We start from the raw sequence: 15,799 nt of genomic DNA, 5'->3' as shown, positions 1-15,799 counted from the left end.
GGATCAGGCAGCCGGGCGCTGCAGGAAATTGCGCAGCAGCGCGTGACCGTGTTCGGTGAGGATCGATTCGGGATGGAACTGCACACCCTCGACCGGGAACTGGCGGTGGCGCAGGCCCATGATCTCTTCGATCGAGCCATCCTCGTTCTCGGTCCACGCAGTCACTTCCAGCACGTCGGGCAGGCTGTTCTTGTCCACCACCAGCGAGTGGTAGCGGGTGGCCTGGTAACCGTCCGGCAGGCCGGCGAACACGCCCTTGCCCTGATGGCGGATCGGCGAGGTCTTGCCGTGCATGATGTTGCCGGCACGGATGACCGTACCGCCGTAGACCTGGCCGATACCCTGGTGGCCCAGGCACACGCCGAGGATCGGCGTGGTCGGCCCAAGGCGCTGGATCAGCTCCAGCGACACGCCCGCTTCGTTGGGCGTGCACGGGCCGGGCGAGATGACGATGCGCTCGGGTTTCTGCGCGGCGATCTCGTCCACGCTCATCGCATCGTTGCGCACCACCTTCACCTCGGCACCCAGCGTCTGCAGGTACTGCACGAGGTTGTAGGTGAAGCTGTCGTAGTTGTCGATCATCCACAACATGGTCAGGTTCCGTCGCTTATCAGGAAAATGGCGTACACGTTTTCGGTGTAGGTAATGGGGCCGGCTTCGATCGATTCCGGTGCAGCGGGCGCAGGCGCCGAGGCCGGCGCGTAGCTGCCGGTCACCGAGATCCGGTCGAGGTACTCGCCATCCCCGCCGAGCTGTGGCCACTGCCCGGCCCGGATGCCATAGGCGAAGTCCGGTGCCACATCGGAGATGCTGTACAGGCCACGCACCTTGGTTCCATAGGCCTTGGCCAGGCCCTGCGCAGACTCGCGGGTCTTGGCGGCCGCCTCGCCCTTGAGCTCGCGTCTCAGCGCCACTTCGCCAGAGTAGGTCGGGGCCACGCTGCTGACCTGCACGTTCTCGTTGGCCTTCAGCGCACCCAGCACGTCCTGCATCGCCTTCACGCTGGAGAAACTGGCACGCAGCTGGCGCGACACACGGGTGCCGATGAAGACCTGCCGGCTCTGCTCGTAGCGGGTGGCTGGACCAATCTGGAGGTTGTCCGCACGCACGCTGCCTTCCACGGCCTTGTGCTGCTTGAACAGCGCCAGTACGCGGGCGACGTTGTCCTGCACGCGTCGACGTGCGGCATCGGCATCCATGTCGGTCTCTTCGATGTTCAACTGCAGGCCGAACCGGTCCGGCATCACCAAGCGGCGCGCCTCGCCCTTCACCAGCAGGTGCGGCTGCGAGGGAATGGTGTTGGCCTGCGCCCACGCAGACGGGGCCATCGTGGCCAGCAGCGACGACCACAGCAGAACGCTCAGCAGCTTCATGCGGTACTCCTTGTCTTGAATGGAAACAGCGAAGGGTGCTGCGGCTCAGGCCACAGCACAGGGAAACTCACAGGCCCTTGGCGGCCTGGGCGACGGCGCGGAACAACGCGCGGCCCTTGTTCATCGTCTCGTCCCACTCCTTGTCCGGGTCCGAGTCGTAAACGATGCCGGCGCCGGCCTGCACGTACAGGCGGCCGTCCTTGATCACCGCGGTGCGGATCGCGATCGCGGTATCGGCATCGCCGTGCCAGCCGATGTAGCCGATGCTGCCGGCATAGACATTGCGCTTGATCGGTTCCAGTTCGCGGATCACCTCCAGCGCGCGGATCTTCGGCGCGCCGCTGACGGTACCGGCCGGGAAGGTGGCGCGCAGCACGTCGGCGTAGCTCAGGCCCGGCTGCAGCTGCCCGGTCACTTCGCTGACGATGTGCATGACGTGGCTGTAGCGTTCGATCACGAACTGCTCGCCCACTTCGACGGTGCCCGCCCTGGACACCCGGCCGGCGTCATTGCGGCCGAGATCGATCAGCATCAGGTGCTCGGCGCGTTCCTTCGGATCGGCCAGCAGCTCGACCTCCAGCGCCTGGTCCAGCTCCGGCGTGGCACCGCGCGGGCGGGTGCCGGCGATCGGGCGCACGGTCACTTCTCCGTCCTGCAGGCGCACCAGGATTTCCGGCGAGGAGCCGACCACCTGCAGGTCGCCGACATCCAGGAAATACATGTACGGCGACGGGTTCAGTGCACGCAGCGCGCGGTAGACATCCACCGGCCGCGCCTTGAACGGCACGCTCAGGCGCTGGCTGAGCACCACCTGGAAGATGTCGCCAGCACGGATGTACTCCTTGCTGCGCTGGACCGCGTCGACGAAGCCTTCGCGGGTGAAACCGGAAACGAAATCGGACTCGTCCAGCACGTCGCTGGTCAGCGGTGCCGGATAGCCTGCACCCGGCGCACGCAGTTTGGCGGTCAGTGCATCCAGGCGTGCCTGGGCCTGCTCGAAGGCACCTTCGACACGCGGATCGGCATGCACGATCAGGTACAGCCGGCCCTTCAGGTTGTCGAACACCGCCAGCTCATCGGAGTGCAGCAACAGGATGTCCGGCGTACCCAGCTCGTCACGGCCGGCCGGCGAGGCCAGGCGCGGCTCGATGTAGCCGATGCATTCAAAGCCGAACCAGCCGACCAGGCCACCGGTGAAGCCCGGCAGGCCTTCCAGCTTGGGCACCGAGTGGGCGCTGCGCAACGCCTCGACCTCGGCGAACGGATCGGCCACCTCGCGGGTTTCCACCACCTGGCCGTGCTCGCGTACGGTCAGGGTGTGGCCGTGGAAGGCGTACACGCGGCGTGCCGGCAGGCCGATGATCGAGTAACGACCAAAGCGCTCGCCACCTTCGACGGATTCAAACAGGTAGGTATTGGGGCCGTCGGCGAGCTTCAGATAGACCGAAAGCGGCGTGTCCAGGTCGGACAGCACTTCGCGGACAACGGGAATATGGGTGTGGCCTTCAGCGGCCTGCTGCTGAAACTGAGCGTGCGAGATCAAGACGACTTTCCTTCCGGGACACAGCGTTATAGGGACGGACGACGGCAACAGGCCACCATCGCCACCAACGGCGTGCGGAAGAAAGGGTATGCGGGGTCGTCAGGCTGGACACCCAATGACTGTATCGCAGCTTTGGCCGCAGGGAAACCCTTTGGCGACGGGCGGTTTGTCTTCGCCCCGGCCCATCCGCCGCGCCTGTTCCTGGGCCTCCCGCACCTGCTGCAGGGCCAGCGACACCCCCTGGACCTGCTCGCGACTGGCGTTGATCGCGTCGATCTGGGCGATGCTCGTGCTCAGCGGTTGGGCCATGCCCGCCGCCAGCCGGCGCACCAGGGACTTGTCCGCGGGGACACCATCCGGGGTCGATTCAAGAATCGCGAAGCCTTCAATTTCCCCACGAAGGAAGAAGACATTCCGCTGCTGAAACTGCGCTCTTAGCCCCGCGAAAGCAGCACGCAATCCTCCGGCAGGTGCATCCGTACCCTGCCCGCCACGCATGCGATGCGGAAGCTGCGCGCCTGCACCGGTTCGCCGTCCAGGTTCAAGGTCAGCGGCTGCGGGGCGTCGATCTGCAGCCACGGCAGCTGCGCGCGCGTGGCGACGCGTTCCAGCGCCGCCTCTTTGCCGCCGGTCAGCATCTGTCCAAGGGTGGCGGCGACTTCACCGTCCAGTTCCGGCACCACGGTGACGTCCAACAGGCCGTCATCGATCAGTGCCTGCGGGCACAGCTGCTGACCACCACCGGCTTGGCGACCGTTGCCGATACCCAGCGCGATGAACCCACCTTCCCACTCGAAATCCGGCCCGCTCAGGCGCGCGGTGATCGGTTCGATACGGCCGAGCTTGGCGATGCCGGTGATGACGTAGGCCAGGCCGCCGAGCATCTTCTTCAAGCCCGCATCGGTTTCCACCGTGACCTGGGTACCGAAGCCGCCGCTGGCGAGGTTGGCGCACCACCACGGCTTGCCGTCGGCATCAACACGCAGCAGGTCCATCGGACGCGGCGTACCGCTGGCAATCAGTGCGAAGGCGTCCTGCGGTTGCACCGGAATACCGGCAGCGGTTGCGAAATCGTTGGCGGTACCCATCGGCACCAGCGCCAGCGAAGGCAGCGCCTCAGCCGGCTCGTCACGATGCGCCAGCGTCTCGGCCACCGCGCTTAGCGTGCCGTCGCCACCGGCCGCCACGATCACGTCCACGCCGTGGTCGATGGCCTCGGCCACGTAGCGCTCGGCGTCACCGTCTTCCCAGGTCACCCGCACTTCCAGCTGCACGCCGCGGTCACGCCAGTGGCCCACGGCATCGCGCAGGTCATCGTTGCCTGCGGACTTGCCGTTGAGGATCAGGCGCCAGCGCGGTGTGCTCATGCAGTTCTTCCAGGGAAAGGCGGCACAGGCTAGCAATCAGGCGTTCGGGGCCAGTGAAAGACGCTGGCAACCGTTCAGGTCAGATGGTTGGGCTCGCAAATGCGGGATGTCATGCAGGTGTCATCGGCGGCCCGGAGAATGGAAGGCCATAGCAGGGACGACGGATGGAGGCAGGATCAGCCTCCCACGCATGCAGCAAGGCCACGCCAGTGTTTGGCGTGGCTTTTTTTTTGCCTGCCATGCGTGGATGCATTCCGCCTCAACCGTTGGCGAAATCGTGCAGCGCCTCGCCTTCCAGCCGGTACACCGTCCACTCGTCCTGCGGCTTGGCGCCGGCTGCGGTGTAGAAGTCGATGGCCGGGGTGTTCCAGTCCAGCACCGACCACTCGAAGCGGCCGCACCCTTCAGCCACCGCCTGGCGGGCGATGTACTTCAGCAGCGCCTTGCCCGCACCGGAGCCACGCTTTTCCGGGCTCACGTACAGGTCTTCCAGGTAGATGCCCTTGCGGCCCAGCCAGGTGGAATAGTTGTAGAAATACACCGCGTAGCCGATGGCTTCGCCGTTCGCCTCGCAGATCAGCGCGCGGGCGGTGGCGTCGGCGCCGAACAGGCTTTCAGCGATGCCGATTTCATCGGTCTGCACCGAATGCTCGGCCTTCTCGTAGATCGCCAGTTCACGGATGAAGCGCAGGATCAGGCCAGCGTCGGCGACGGTGGCCGGGCGGATGTTCAACACGGCCACCGAGTTCATGGCTCAGCCCCGTGCCGCGGCGACGTTGGCGCGCATCTGCGCGATGACGTCCTGGTAGCTGGTCTTGGCGTTGAAGATGGCCGAGCCGGCGACAAAGGTGTCGGCACCAGCAGCGGCGATCTCGCCGATGTTGTCGGCCTTCACGCCACCGTCGATCTCGAGGCGGATGTCACGGCCGCTGGCATCGATCTTCTGCCGCACCACGCGCAGCTTGTCCAACGCCGACGGGATGAACGCTTGGCCGCCGAAGCCCGGATTGACCGACATCAGCAGCACCAGGTCGAGGTCGTCCAGCACCCAGTCGAGGATGTCCACCGGGGTGGCCGGATTGAGCACGATGCCCGGCTTGCAGCCCAGCGAGCGGATCAGCTGGATGGTGCGGTGCACGTGGCGGCTGGCCTCCGGGTGGAAGCTGATGTAGGTGGCGCCGGCCTCGGCGAAGTCCGGGATGATGCGGTCCACCGGCTCGACCATCAGGTGCACGTCGATCGGCGCGGTGACGCCGTGCTTGCGCAGCGCCTGGCAGACCATCGGGCCGATGGTCAGGTTGGGCACGTAGTGGTTGTCCATCACATCGAAATGGACCCAATCGGCGCCAGCGGCCAGGACGTTGTCGACTTCCTCGCCAAGGCGGGCGAAGTTGGCCGAGAGGATGGAAGGAGCGATGAGGCAGTTGGACATGGCCGGGGCCTTCGGAACGGGGAAAGGGGTTTCCCGCCCGCAGGCGGGACTGTGGGGTCAGCGCTTGCGCAGGGTCTTGATGCGGTCGTAGGCGGCGTTGATGCGCCGCGACTTCTGCTCGGCCTGCTGCTGCAGCTCGGGGGCGGCGCCGCCCAGCTTGTCGGGGTGGTACTGGGAGATCAGCTTGCGGTAGGCGCGCTCGACCTCGGCATCGGTAGCCTCGGAGGTCAGCCCCAGCTCGCGGTACGGGTTCTCCTTGTTCAGGCGGAACCAGTCGCTGTCAAAGGCATGTCCCAGCAACAGGCCGACCACCGCGCCGAACAGCGGATTGGGCCGGAACAACAGGGCCCCGGCGATGAATCCGAGCAGTTTTCCGTACCAGCGCATGGCGCTCCGGGGTCGGCCGACGAAATGGACGCTCATTTTACGTCACAGCGGGCCCGGACCGCTTTACACTAGGCCGCCCGCTGGTCAGCGGGCCCGCCGGGTCCGTTGGGCAGCCGTATCGACGAAGCCCCAGGAGTGCCCGTGCCAACCACGCTGTTGCAATCCGATCTCCCCGGCCTGCCCTTGCGCCACCGCGGCAAGGTGCGTGATGTGTTCGATATCCCGCGCGAGCGGCTGCCGGCCGGTACCCCGCCGGGGGACTACCTTTTGATGGTCGCCACCGATCGCCTGTCGGCGTTCGACGTGGTCCTGCCCGACCCGATTCCGGGCAAGGGCGAGATGCTCTGCCAGGTGTCCAACTTCTGGTTCGCCAAGACCGCGCACCTGATGCCCAACCACCTGACCGGCATCGACGTGGCCAGCGTGCTGCCCGAGGGCGTGGACGCGGCCCTGTACGCCAAGCGTGCGGTGGTCACCCGCAAGCTGAAGCCGGTACCGGTGGAAGCGATCGCCCGCGGCTACCTGATCGGCAGCGGCTGGAAGGATTACCAGCGCACCGGCAAGGTCAGCGGCATCGACCTGCCCGACGGCCTGCGCCAGGCCGAGCAGCTGCCCGAGCCGATCTTCACTCCCTCGACCAAGGCCGCCGTTGGCGACCATGACGAGAACATCGACTTCGACGCGATGGTGAAGACGGTCGGTGCGGAGATGGCCGAGCGCGTGCGCGACGCCACGCTGCGCATCTACAAGTTCGCGGCCGATTACGCACGCGAGCGCGGCATCATCCTGGCCGACACCAAGTTCGAGTTCGGTACCGACGCCGATGGTCGCCTGTACATCATGGACGAGATGCTGACGCCGGATTCCTCGCGCTACTGGCCTGCCGACGAGTACGAGGTGGGCACCAGCCCGCCGAGTTACGACAAGCAGTTCGTGCGTGACTACCTGGAGACGCTGGACTGGGGCAAGACCGCTCCGGGCCCGAGCATCCCGGCCGAGATCATCGAGCGCACCCGCGCCAAGTACGCCGAGGCGCTGCAGCGCCTGGCCGGAATCAGCGTCGACTGATTCCCTGCGCCCCCGGCCGGTCTGGCTGGGGGCGTTTCCTGCGCCCCCCGGCAGCCAGGCATGGCCTGGCTCTACTGGCGGCCCCGGCCGGGGTATGCTGGCCGCATGCAGACCACCACCCAGCTTGCGCGTCCGATCGACCGCTATTTCGCCAGCTACTCCGACGACCACCGCAATGTGGTCAACCAGCGCATCCACGTGGTGGCGGTGCCGGCGATCCTGTGGTCGGTGGTGGCCCTGCTGTGGTGCGTGCCGCCGCTGATCACCTGGTTCCAGTACGGCATCTGGTCGGCGTTCGCGATGTTCAGCGCCTGGTGCTTCTACAACAAACTGTCGCGCCCGCTGGGCATCGGCATGCTCATCCAGTTCTTCGTGTTCGGCTGCCTGTGCCGGCTGCTGGAAGCAGAAATCGGCCTGCACAATCTGTTCTGGCTGGCCATCGGCGTCTTCGTCGTCGCCTGGATCGCGCAGTTCATCGGCCACAAGTTCGAAGGCCGCAAGCCCAGCTTCCTGACCGACCTGACCTACCTGCTGATCGGCCCGGCCTGGGTGATGGCCAAGGCCTATCGCAAGCTCGACTGGCGCTACTGACCGGCGTCGCCGCATCGACGCCTTCGTTTCCTGAACGGGCAGATGCCATCACCCACACTGCACGGCGCGCCTGCCAGCCTGCCGCGGTGACCTCCTCACTTTGCCCCGCCCAGCGGCGGCGGTCCCTGTGCGACAGGGGCTGCGGTCTCCCTGCGTGGGCGTAGGGTGGACCTGCCAACCGGGTCCAGACGGGGCATCCGCGCCGCATGCTGCATCGCAGAAAAAATGAATCAGCGCACGTTACATGCAATTGATCGCTGTTCAATGGGTTTCGGCGACATTTGGCGGCCTGTTATGCTCCCTGACCTGCTCGTGAATCATGGATTCCCTGCATGCTCCCCAGCCTGCCCCTGCTGCTGGCCCTGCCGTTCCTCATGGCAGTGGCTGTCGCAGCCTTCCCCCGTAGTTCGCGCTCGACTGCTGCCTGGCTGGCGGCGCTGGCGCCGTTGGGCGGGCTGGCGATCCTCGCCTGGCTGACCCCCTCGGTGCTCGACGGCCAGGTGGTGCGGACAATGGTACCGTGGCTGCCGCAGATCGGCCTGGACTTCACCCTGCGCCTGGATGGCCTGGCCTGGATGTTCGCGGGGCTGGTACTGGGCATCGGCGCACTGGTGGTGCTGTATGCGCGCTACTACCTGAGCCCGCAGGACAGCGCACACCGCTTCTATACCTACCTGTTGCTGTTCATGGGCGCCATGCTGGGCATGGTGCTGTCGGGCAACCTGTTGCTGCTGATGATCTTCTGGGAAATGACCAGCATCAGCTCGTTCCTGCTGATCGGCTTCTGGTCGCATCGCCAGGACGCCCGCGAGGGCGCACGGATGGCGCTGGTGATCACCGGCGGCGGCGGCCTGGCCCTGCTGGCCGGCGTGCTGCTGATCGGCCGCATCGTCGGCAGCTTCGACCTGGACGTGGTGCTGGCCGCTGGCGAGCAGATCCGCGCCAGCGCGCTGTACCCCTACGCGTTGTTCCTGGTGCTGGCGGGCATCTTCACCAAGAGCGCGCAGTTCCCGTTCCACTTCTGGTTGCCGCACGCGATGGCCGCGCCCACCCCGGTGTCGGCCTACCTGCACTCGGCCACCATGGTGAAGGCCGGCGTGTTCCTGCTGGCGCGCCTGCATCCGGCGTTGGCCGGCAGCGATCTGTTCTTCTACACGGTCAGCGGCATCGGTGCGATCACCCTGCTGATCGGTGCCTGGAACGCCATCTTCCAGCATGACCTGAAGGGCCTGCTGGCCTATTCGACGATCTCGCACCTGGGCCTGATCACCCTGCTGTTCGGCCTGTCCACGCCGATGGCGGTGGTCGCCGGCGTGTTCCACATCCTCAACCACGCCACCTTCAAGGCCTCGCTGTTCATGGCCGCCGGCATCATCGACCACGAGACCGGCACCCGTGACATGCGCAAGCTGGGTGGCCTGCGCAGGCTGATGCCGTTCACCAGCGCGCTGGCGATCATCGCCTCGCTGGCGATGGCCGGCATCCCGCTGCTCAACGGCTTCCTGTCCAAGGAAATGCTGTTCGCCGAAGCGCTCTCGGCCGGCGGCACCGACACCATGCGCACGGCGGTGTCGATCGCTGCGCTGCTGGCTGGTGTGTTCGGCGTGGCCTACAGCCTGCGCTTCGTGCACGACACCTTCTTCGGCAAGGGCCCGCATGGCCTGGACCGCGTGCCGCACGAGCCACCGCGCTGGATGAAGGTGCCGGTGGAGATCCTGGTGGTGATCTGCGTGGCGGTGGGTATCGCCCCGGCCGTGACCGTGGCCCCGGTACTGCACGTGGCAGCCGCCTCGATCCTCGGCAGCGCGATGCCCGAGTACAACCTGTCGATCTGGCATGGCTTCAACCTGCCGCTGGCGATGAGCGCCGCGGGCGTGGTCGGTGGCGTGGCCCTCTACTTCGGCCTGCGCAAGCTGATCGATCTGCACGCGGTAACCAACACCACGCCGGGACGCAACGTCTTCCACCACCAGCTGGACCTGCTGTCGGCCGGTGCGCAGCGGTTGACCGCCGGCATCGCCAACGGCAGCCTGCAGCGCATGCTGCTGGGCTTGGTACTGGTGGCGATCGTGGTCGCTGCCGCGCCCTACATCGCCAACCCGGCCTCGCCGGACTGGACCAAGCCGCAGCCGATACCGCTGCTGGGCTGGGCACTGTGGCTGGTGATGATGTCCTGCGCGGTGGCGACCCTGCGCATGTACAAGCAGCGCCTGCTGGCGGTGCTTCTGGTCGGCGGCGTCGGCCTGATGGTGGCGCTGACCTTCGTGTTCCTGTCCGCACCGGATCTGGCGCTGACGCAGTTGCTGGTGGAGATGGTGACCCTGGTGCTGATGCTGCTCGGCATGAATTACCTGCCCGCACAGTCCGGCCCGGAGCGGCCGCGCTGGCGCAAGCGCCGTGATGCGCTGATCGCGGTCGTGGCCGGTGCCGGCCTCGGCGCGCTGGCCTACAGCGCGATGACGCTGCCGCCGAACACCATGGCCGGCGAACTGCTTGCCCGCGCACTGCCCGAGGCGTACGGCCAGAACGTGGTCAACGTGATCCTGGTCGACTTCCGCGGTTTCGATACCTTCGGTGAGATCACTGTGTTCGGCATTGCCGCACTGGTCGTGCATGCGCTGCTGCGGCGTACGCGGATGGCGCCGGAGCAGATCATGCCCGGCCCGCCGATCAAGCTACCGGTGCCGGCCGATCTGGCCCAGATCATGTTCCCGCTGACCCTGACGGTCTCCATCTTCCTGTTCCTGCGCGGCCACAACGCGCCGGGCGGGGGCTTCATCGCCGGCCTGGTGCTGGCGGTGCCACTGCTGATCCAGTACGTGATCCAGGGCACCGCGTCGGTGGAATCGCGCTTCGGCTTCGACTACATCCGCTGCATCGGTACCGGCCTGCTGATCGCCATCCTCAGTGGTGGCGCCTCGATGCTGTTCGGCGTGCCGTTCCTGACCAGTGGTCACCTGGACCTGCACCTGCCGTTGATCGGTGATGTACCGCTGGCCAGCGCGATTGGTTTTGATATCGGCGTGTACCTCGTGGTGTTCGGTGGCGCGATGCTGATGCTGTCGATGATGGCCACCGTCAAACCCTCGCGGACGCGCACCGCGCGCAAGGGCGAGATCGACCTGCAACGCCGCTCGGCACGAACGGGGGAGATGCACTGATGGAACTGGCCCTGGCCTCTGCGATCGGCGTGCTGACCGCCATCGGCATCTACCTGCTGCTGCGCGCGCGCAGCTTCGATGTGATCCTCGGAATGACCTTCCTGTCCTACGCCACCAACCTGCTGATCTTTGCCGGTGGCCGCGTGGTGCAGGGCAAGGCGCCGGTGCTGCAGGAAGGCGTGGAGAGCCACCTCGGCAACTACACCGATCCGCTGCCGCAGGCGCTGGTATTGACCGCGATCGTGATCGCCTTTGCGATGACCGCCGTCAGCATCGTGCTGGCCATGCGCAGCCGCAGCGACAACCACAGTGACCATGTGGACGCACACGAGCCGGACGACGATGCACCGCCGCGCCGTGGCGAGGACCGCGCATGAATCATCTGGTGATCCTGCCGATCCTGGTTCCGCTGCTCGGCGCTGCGCTGTCGCTGTTCGTTGAACACCGCCGCTATGGGCCGAAGGTGCAGCGTGCCGTGGCGTGGACCTCGCTGGCCGCGCTGGCGGTGGTGGTCGGCCTGTTGTTCGCCGACACCGCCGGTGGCGACATCCGCGTGTACCTGCTGGGCGACTGGCCGTCGCGGCTGGGCATCGCGCTGGTCGCCGACCAGCTGTCCGCATGGATGCTGCTGACCACCCTGCTGCTGGCCATTCCCTGCCTGCTGCATGCGTGTTCGGGGTGGGACCGGCGCGCACCGCACTTCCATGCGCTGTTCCAGTTCCAGCTGGTGGGCCTCAACGGCGCCTTCCTGACCGGCGACATTTTCAACCTGTTCGTGTTCTTCGAGGTGATGCTGATCGCCTCCTACGGCCTGCTGCTCAGTGGCGGCCGTGGCCTGCGCATGCGCATCGGCCTGCACTACGTGGTGTTCAACGTCACCGCCTCGACCCTGTTCCTGATCGCGCTGGGCCTGCTGTACGCCTCGCTGGGGTCGTTGAACATGGCCGAGCTGTCGCAGCGCATTGCCGAGGTGCCGCCGGCGCAGCTGACCCTGGTGAAGGCAACGATGGGCCTGTTGCTGTTGGTGTTCTGCGCCAAGGCCGCGTTGATGCCGCTGTACCTGTGGCTGCCCGAATCGTATGCGCGTGCACCGGCGGCGGTGGCGGCGCTGTTCGCGATCATGACCAAGGTGGGCCTGTATGCCGTGCTGCGCATCCAGATGCTGTGGTTCGGCGAGGATGCGGGTGCGATGGCCGGCTACGGCCGCGACTGGCTGCTGTGGGCCGGCGTAGCGACGCTGGTGCTGGGCGGCCTGGGCGCGTTGGCCGCAGCGCGTCTGCGCGTGTTGATTTCGTATCTGGTGATCGTCTCGGCGGCGACGCTGTTCATCGCGTTCTCTGTCGGCACGCCGAAGGTGCTGTCGGCCGGCCTGTATTACCTGCCGCACAGCAGCTTCGTCGCCGCCGCACTGTTCCTGGTCGCCGACCTGATCCGACGCCGCCGCGGCGGCGCCAGCGACCGCAAGGAAGTGATCGCACCGATGCCCGGCAAGGAGACGCCCGCCGTGCTGTTCCTGATTGCGGCGGTGTCGGTGGCCGGTCTGCCGCCGCTGTCCGGCTTCCTGGCCAAGGCCGCACTGTTGGCCGGCATGCCCGCGCAGTACACCGGCGCGGTGTGGACGGCGGTGCTGGTCAGCAGCCTGCTGGTCATCATGGGCCTGACCCGCGGTGGCATCCGCCTGTTCTGGCGCGTGCCGCTGCCCGATCCCGATGCACCTCCGCCGCGCAAGGCGCCACTGCGCCGTGTGGAGCTGTTTGCCGCCTGCATCCTGCTGGCGTACGGCATCGGCATGACGCTGTTCGCTGCGCCGCTGATGCAGCACACCGACGCCATCGCCACCCAGCTGCTGCAGCCGGGCGATTATGTGCAGCAGTTGCGCGCGACCACGCCGGAGATCCGCCAGCCATGACCGCCAAGCGTTCCCCGATCCGCCGCCTGCTGCCCTCGCCCGCGCTGAGCGTGATGGTGGTGGTGTTCTGGTTGCTGATGTCCGACAGCTTCACGCTCGGCCAGTTCCTGCTGGGCCTGCTGCTGGGCGTGGTCATTCCACTGTTCGCTGCGCGCCTGGACCGCGAGTTCGCCCGCATCGGCACCCTGCGGCCGCTGCCGAAGCTGTTGTTCGTGACCCTGTGGGACATCCTGATGTCCAACATCCGCGTGGCCATCCAGGTGCTGGGCCCGGAAAAGAACATCCACCCCGGTTTCATCTGGCTGCCGCTGGACATCGCCAACATCCACGGCATTGCCGCGCTGACCAGCATGATCACCCTGACCCCCGGCACGGTGTCGGCCGCGCTCAGCGACGACCGCAAGTTCCTGCTGGTGCACGTGCTGCACCTGGAAGACCCGCAGGACCTGATCGACACGATCAAGCGCCGTTATGAAGCCCCGTTGATGGAGATCTTCCCATGACTGGATTCCAGATCATCCAGACCACCCTGGTGGTATGCATGCACGTGGTCGGCCTGGCCATGCTGCTGGCCACCTGGCGCCTGCTGCGCGGGCCGACCGTGCCCGACCGCATCCTGGCACTGGATACGCTGTCGGTGACCGCCATCGCCGAACTGATGCTGTTCGGCATGTACCTCAATTCGGCGATCTACTTCGAGGCGGCACTGATCATCGCCATGCTCGGCTTCGGCAGCACGGTGGTGCTGAGCAAGTTCGTGCTGCGCCGGGACATCGTCGAATGATCACCTTCATCCAGATCGCGCTGTCGATCCTGCTGCTGTTCGGCTGCTTCTTCATCCTGGTCGGCGCACTGGGCCTGGTGAAGCTGTCCACCTTCTTCAAACGCCTGCACGCACCGACCAAGGCCAGCACGCTGGGCGTGGGCTGCGTGCTGGTGTGCTCGGTGTGTTACCACATCTTCCTGGGCCAGGACCCGCAGCCGCGCGAGCTGCTGATCACCGTGTTCCTGTTCATCACCGCGCCGATCAGCGCGCACCTGATGGCCAAGGCGGCGCTGTCGCTGCTGATGGAAACGCGCCCCACTCTGCCGGGCAACGAACGTGCGGAAGAAGAACAGCTGCCGCCGCCGGAACCGGAGCGGGAAGAGGAAACCACCGCGCGTTGACGGTGGGTGCCGACCGTTGGTCGGCACGACATTCGATCAGGCGGCGGTCAATGCGATTTCCAGCCCCAGCCAGGCCACGAACGCGCCCAGCAGCACCGCACCTTCGATGCGGCTGATGCGCAGGTCGCCGCGCAGCATCGGGTACAGCACCAGGGCGAACGCCAGCAGCGCCGGCAGCTCCAGACGTACGAACGAGGCCGGCAACGCCAGTGGCTGCAGCAGCCCCATCGCACCGATCACCAGCATCAGGTTGACCACGCTGGAACCGAGCACGTGGCCCAGCACCATGTCGCCGTGACCACGGCGCGCCGCCGCGACGGCGGCGGCCACCTCCGGCAACGCGGTGCCGATCGCCACCGGCAACAGACCGACCAGCAGCGGCGTCCAGCCCAGCGCAGCACCAAAATCGGCGGCAGCACCGACCACCAGGCGCGCGCCCCAGTACAGCGCCACTGCGGCGATCAGCAGGCGCAACACATTCAACGGCAGGCTGGTGCGGCTCAGTGCCGACTCGGCGATGATCGCCTGTACCTCGGCGCTCTCATGGCGCCCGCGTCGCAGCAGCAGGACCTGCACCACCACGAACCCGGCCACCAGCACGCCAGCCTCCCAGCGCAGCAGGCGGCCATCGAGCCCGAACACGATCAGCAGCAGGCCCGCGGCCAGCAGCGCCCACCACAGCACCGTCTGCAGGCGGGCACGCAACAGCAACGGCGCGGCAATGGCAGCCATTGCCAGGGTCAGGCCAAGGTTGACCACGCTGCTGCCGACGGCGTTGCCCAAGGCCAGCTCCGGCTGGCCCATCACCAGCGCGCGGGCGTTGACCGCCAGCTCCGGCAGCGAAGTAGCGATGCCCAGCAACAACAAGCCGGCGGTGAATGCGCTGGCACCGAAGCGCTGCGCCAGGCCGGAAACGGCTTTGACGATGGAGTCCCCGCCCAGCGCCAGCAGCAGCAGGCCGAGCAGGAACCAGGCAATGGCAATGGCGATCATCGAGCACTCCCCAGCGGTCGTGGCGCGATTCTACGCTCGGCCCACCCGCAGCGGGTGAGCCGAGGAGGGTGGCTCAGCCGCAGCCTTCGGCGTAGTCAACCTGCGGGGTCCTGCCGACCCGCCAGGCGCCGACCTTGCCGTCAGCGCCGAGGGCGAAATCGATGATCGCCGCGCCTTCCTGCGCCGGGCGCACGCGCAGGTGCTGGGCCTTGTCGTCGTACTTGTCCGGGCCAACGTCGGCGCGCTCGGGATAGAGCACCTGCAGCTCGCCCAGGGTCATCCCGACCCGGCCGCCACCGGGGGCGACGATCGACGGGCTGCGTACGTCGTAGCGGACCAGCTTGCGCGCCTCGAACATCAGGCGCGGGTCTTCGGCATCCTGCGGGCGCAGGAAGTAGCAACCCTCATTGGCATCGTCGGCAGGCAGCGGCTTGCCAGCGGCATCGGTACCCAGGCCCTGCAAGGGCTTACCGAAGCCACTGCGGACCTCGGCGATGCCTGCGCCCAGCGTGGCGCCGCCGAAGCCATCCAGGCGCGCCGGGCTGTCGCTGCGCGGATCCACCGGCGATGCGGTGGCCAGATCGGCGTCGGCGGGAACGGAGGCGTCTTTCGCCGGTGCGGTGGCGGCGGCAGGCGCGGCGGTTTCGGGACTGCGGTTGCAGGCGGCCAGCGACAACAGCAGCAGGCCGGCAATCGGGAGGTGCTTCATCGGTGCGGATCCTTGGCACAGGGTGGGTGCACGCTACCCCAGCACGCGTGCAGGCGCTGCATTGTCATCGCGGTTTCATCGCCCTCATTCAGGCTGGGC

The 15,799-nt window shown here is 66.9% G+C and carries 18 protein-coding genes; 8 read left to right on the top strand and 10 right to left on the bottom strand.

Going from position 1 to position 15,799, the window contains the following annotated elements:
* Positions 1–3 precede the first annotated feature (3 nt).
* From GIW57_RS15660 to GIW57_RS15625, 8 genes are all read right to left on the bottom strand, one after another.
* Entirely contained in the window at positions 4–591 is a 588-nt protein-coding gene (locus GIW57_RS15660; RefSeq protein WP_108265577.1) for an aminodeoxychorismate/anthranilate synthase component II, read from the bottom strand.
* Between the two features lie 2 nt (positions 592–593).
* Positions 594–1,373, bottom strand: a complete 780-nt coding sequence (locus tag GIW57_RS15655; RefSeq protein WP_236511906.1) for an SIMPL domain-containing protein — start codon at positions 1,371–1,373, stop codon at positions 594–596.
* Positions 1,374–1,440: 67 nt separating this feature from the next.
* Entirely contained in the window at positions 1,441–2,916 is a 1,476-nt protein-coding gene (trpE, locus tag GIW57_RS15650) for an anthranilate synthase component I (RefSeq protein ID WP_100462168.1), read from the bottom strand.
* 99 nt (positions 2,917–3,015) lie between these two features.
* Positions 3,016–3,375 (bottom strand): hypothetical protein, encoded by a 360-nt coding sequence (locus tag GIW57_RS15645; RefSeq protein WP_236511904.1) that lies wholly within the window; start codon positions 3,373–3,375, stop codon positions 3,016–3,018.
* Positions 3,351–4,283 carry a lipid kinase YegS gene (yegS, locus tag GIW57_RS15640; RefSeq protein WP_100462166.1) on the bottom strand — a complete coding sequence of 311 codons (933 nt, stop codon included), beginning with the start codon at positions 4,281–4,283 and terminating at the stop codon, positions 3,351–3,353. The genes GIW57_RS15645 and yegS overlap by 25 nt, the downstream gene beginning before the upstream one ends.
* A gap of 259 nt (positions 4,284–4,542) precedes the next feature.
* Positions 4,543–5,025: a GNAT family N-acetyltransferase gene (locus GIW57_RS15635; protein WP_089238150.1), complete on the bottom strand. Its 483-nt coding sequence runs from the start codon at positions 5,023–5,025 to the stop codon at positions 4,543–4,545.
* 12 nt (positions 5,026–5,037) lie between these two features.
* Positions 5,038–5,715 carry a ribulose-phosphate 3-epimerase gene (gene rpe, locus GIW57_RS15630; RefSeq protein ID WP_046983681.1) on the bottom strand — a complete coding sequence of 226 codons (678 nt, stop codon included), beginning with the start codon at positions 5,713–5,715 and terminating at the stop codon, positions 5,038–5,040.
* A 57-nt stretch (positions 5,716–5,772) separates the two neighbouring features.
* Positions 5,773–6,102 (bottom strand): DnaJ domain-containing protein, encoded by a 330-nt coding sequence (locus GIW57_RS15625; protein ID WP_025874605.1) that lies wholly within the window; start codon positions 6,100–6,102, stop codon positions 5,773–5,775.
* Positions 6,103–6,243: 141 nt separating this feature from the next.
* Between GIW57_RS15625 and GIW57_RS15620 the strand changes: the two genes are divergently transcribed.
* From GIW57_RS15620 to GIW57_RS15585, 8 genes are all read left to right on the top strand, one after another.
* Positions 6,244–7,170 carry a phosphoribosylaminoimidazolesuccinocarboxamide synthase gene (locus GIW57_RS15620; RefSeq protein ID WP_162291998.1) on the top strand — a complete coding sequence of 309 codons (927 nt, stop codon included), beginning with the start codon at positions 6,244–6,246 and terminating at the stop codon, positions 7,168–7,170.
* A gap of 105 nt (positions 7,171–7,275) precedes the next feature.
* On the top strand, positions 7,276–7,761 hold the full coding sequence (locus GIW57_RS15615; protein WP_100462165.1) for an Mpo1-like protein: 486 nt from the start codon (positions 7,276–7,278) through the stop codon (positions 7,759–7,761).
* Positions 7,762–8,093: 332 nt separating this feature from the next.
* Entirely contained in the window at positions 8,094–10,922 is a 2,829-nt protein-coding gene (locus tag GIW57_RS15610; RefSeq protein ID WP_236511903.1) for a monovalent cation/H+ antiporter subunit A, read from the top strand.
* Positions 10,922–11,299 (top strand): Na+/H+ antiporter subunit C, encoded by a 378-nt coding sequence (locus GIW57_RS15605; RefSeq protein ID WP_025874601.1) that lies wholly within the window; start codon positions 10,922–10,924, stop codon positions 11,297–11,299. The genes GIW57_RS15610 and GIW57_RS15605 overlap by 1 nt, the downstream gene beginning before the upstream one ends.
* Positions 11,296–12,831 (top strand): monovalent cation/H+ antiporter subunit D, encoded by a 1,536-nt coding sequence (locus GIW57_RS15600; protein WP_099819701.1) that lies wholly within the window; start codon positions 11,296–11,298, stop codon positions 12,829–12,831. Before GIW57_RS15605 ends, GIW57_RS15600 begins: the two co-directional genes overlap by 4 nt.
* Positions 12,828–13,334 carry a Na+/H+ antiporter subunit E gene (locus GIW57_RS15595; RefSeq protein WP_089237392.1) on the top strand — a complete coding sequence of 169 codons (507 nt, stop codon included), beginning with the start codon at positions 12,828–12,830 and terminating at the stop codon, positions 13,332–13,334. Before GIW57_RS15600 ends, GIW57_RS15595 begins: the two co-directional genes overlap by 4 nt.
* Complete coding sequence (locus GIW57_RS15590) at positions 13,331–13,615, top strand: K+/H+ antiporter subunit F (RefSeq protein ID WP_025874598.1); 285 nt, start codon at positions 13,331–13,333, stop codon at positions 13,613–13,615. The genes GIW57_RS15595 and GIW57_RS15590 overlap by 4 nt, the downstream gene beginning before the upstream one ends.
* Positions 13,612–13,998, top strand: coding sequence for a Na+/H+ antiporter subunit G (locus GIW57_RS15585; protein WP_089237394.1), 387 nt, complete (start codon positions 13,612–13,614; stop codon positions 13,996–13,998). The genes GIW57_RS15590 and GIW57_RS15585 overlap by 4 nt, the downstream gene beginning before the upstream one ends.
* A gap of 36 nt (positions 13,999–14,034) precedes the next feature.
* Here the strand turns inward: GIW57_RS15585 and GIW57_RS15580 are convergent, their stop codons facing one another.
* Together GIW57_RS15580 and GIW57_RS15575 are read right to left on the bottom strand one after the other, a co-directional pair.
* Complete coding sequence (locus tag GIW57_RS15580; RefSeq protein ID WP_236511901.1) at positions 14,035–14,991, bottom strand: sodium:calcium antiporter; 957 nt, start codon at positions 14,989–14,991, stop codon at positions 14,035–14,037.
* A gap of 73 nt (positions 14,992–15,064) precedes the next feature.
* Complete coding sequence (locus GIW57_RS15575; protein WP_236511899.1) at positions 15,065–15,700, bottom strand: hypothetical protein; 636 nt, start codon at positions 15,698–15,700, stop codon at positions 15,065–15,067.
* Between the last annotated feature and the right edge of the window lie 99 nt (positions 15,701–15,799).

It is taken from the genome of Stenotrophomonas sp. PA-6-5C (assembly GCF_021605635.1).
In the GTDB taxonomy this organism is placed as follows: Bacteria; Pseudomonadota; Gammaproteobacteria; order Xanthomonadales; family Xanthomonadaceae; genus Stenotrophomonas; species Stenotrophomonas lactitubi.
Note: the sequence above shows the minus strand (reverse complement) of the source record. Positions and strands in the feature narration are given on the sequence as shown.

Excerpts from the sequence above, each read along its gene's own strand:
- GIW57_RS15660 (WP_108265577.1), bottom strand. The coding sequence starts at position 591 with ATGTTGTGGATGATCGACAACTACGACAGCTTCACCTACAACCTCGTG.
- GIW57_RS15575 (WP_236511899.1), bottom strand. The coding sequence starts at position 15,700 with ATGAAGCACCTCCCGATTGCCGGCCTGCTGCTGTTGTCGCTGGCCGCC.
- GIW57_RS15605 (WP_025874601.1), top strand. The coding sequence starts at position 10,922 with ATGGAACTGGCCCTGGCCTCTGCGATCGGCGTGCTGACCGCCATCGGC.
- GIW57_RS15580 (WP_236511901.1), bottom strand. The coding sequence starts at position 14,991 with ATGATCGCCATTGCCATTGCCTGGTTCCTGCTCGGCCTGCTGCTGCTG.
- yegS (WP_100462166.1), bottom strand. The coding sequence starts at position 4,283 with ATGAGCACACCGCGCTGGCGCCTGATCCTCAACGGCAAGTCCGCAGGC.
- GIW57_RS15600 (WP_099819701.1), top strand. The coding sequence starts at position 11,296 with ATGAATCATCTGGTGATCCTGCCGATCCTGGTTCCGCTGCTCGGCGCT.
- rpe (WP_046983681.1), bottom strand. The coding sequence starts at position 5,715 with ATGTCCAACTGCCTCATCGCTCCTTCCATCCTCTCGGCCAACTTCGCC.
- GIW57_RS15655 (WP_236511906.1), bottom strand. The coding sequence starts at position 1,373 with ATGAAGCTGCTGAGCGTTCTGCTGTGGTCGTCGCTGCTGGCCACGATG.
- GIW57_RS15625 (WP_025874605.1), bottom strand. The coding sequence starts at position 6,102 with ATGCGCTGGTACGGAAAACTGCTCGGATTCATCGCCGGGGCCCTGTTG.
- GIW57_RS15615 (WP_100462165.1), top strand. The coding sequence starts at position 7,276 with ATGCAGACCACCACCCAGCTTGCGCGTCCGATCGACCGCTATTTCGCC.
- GIW57_RS15590 (WP_025874598.1), top strand. The coding sequence starts at position 13,331 with ATGACTGGATTCCAGATCATCCAGACCACCCTGGTGGTATGCATGCAC.
- GIW57_RS15595 (WP_089237392.1), top strand. The coding sequence starts at position 12,828 with ATGACCGCCAAGCGTTCCCCGATCCGCCGCCTGCTGCCCTCGCCCGCG.
- GIW57_RS15610 (WP_236511903.1), top strand. The coding sequence starts at position 8,094 with ATGCTCCCCAGCCTGCCCCTGCTGCTGGCCCTGCCGTTCCTCATGGCA.
- GIW57_RS15585 (WP_089237394.1), top strand. The coding sequence starts at position 13,612 with ATGATCACCTTCATCCAGATCGCGCTGTCGATCCTGCTGCTGTTCGGC.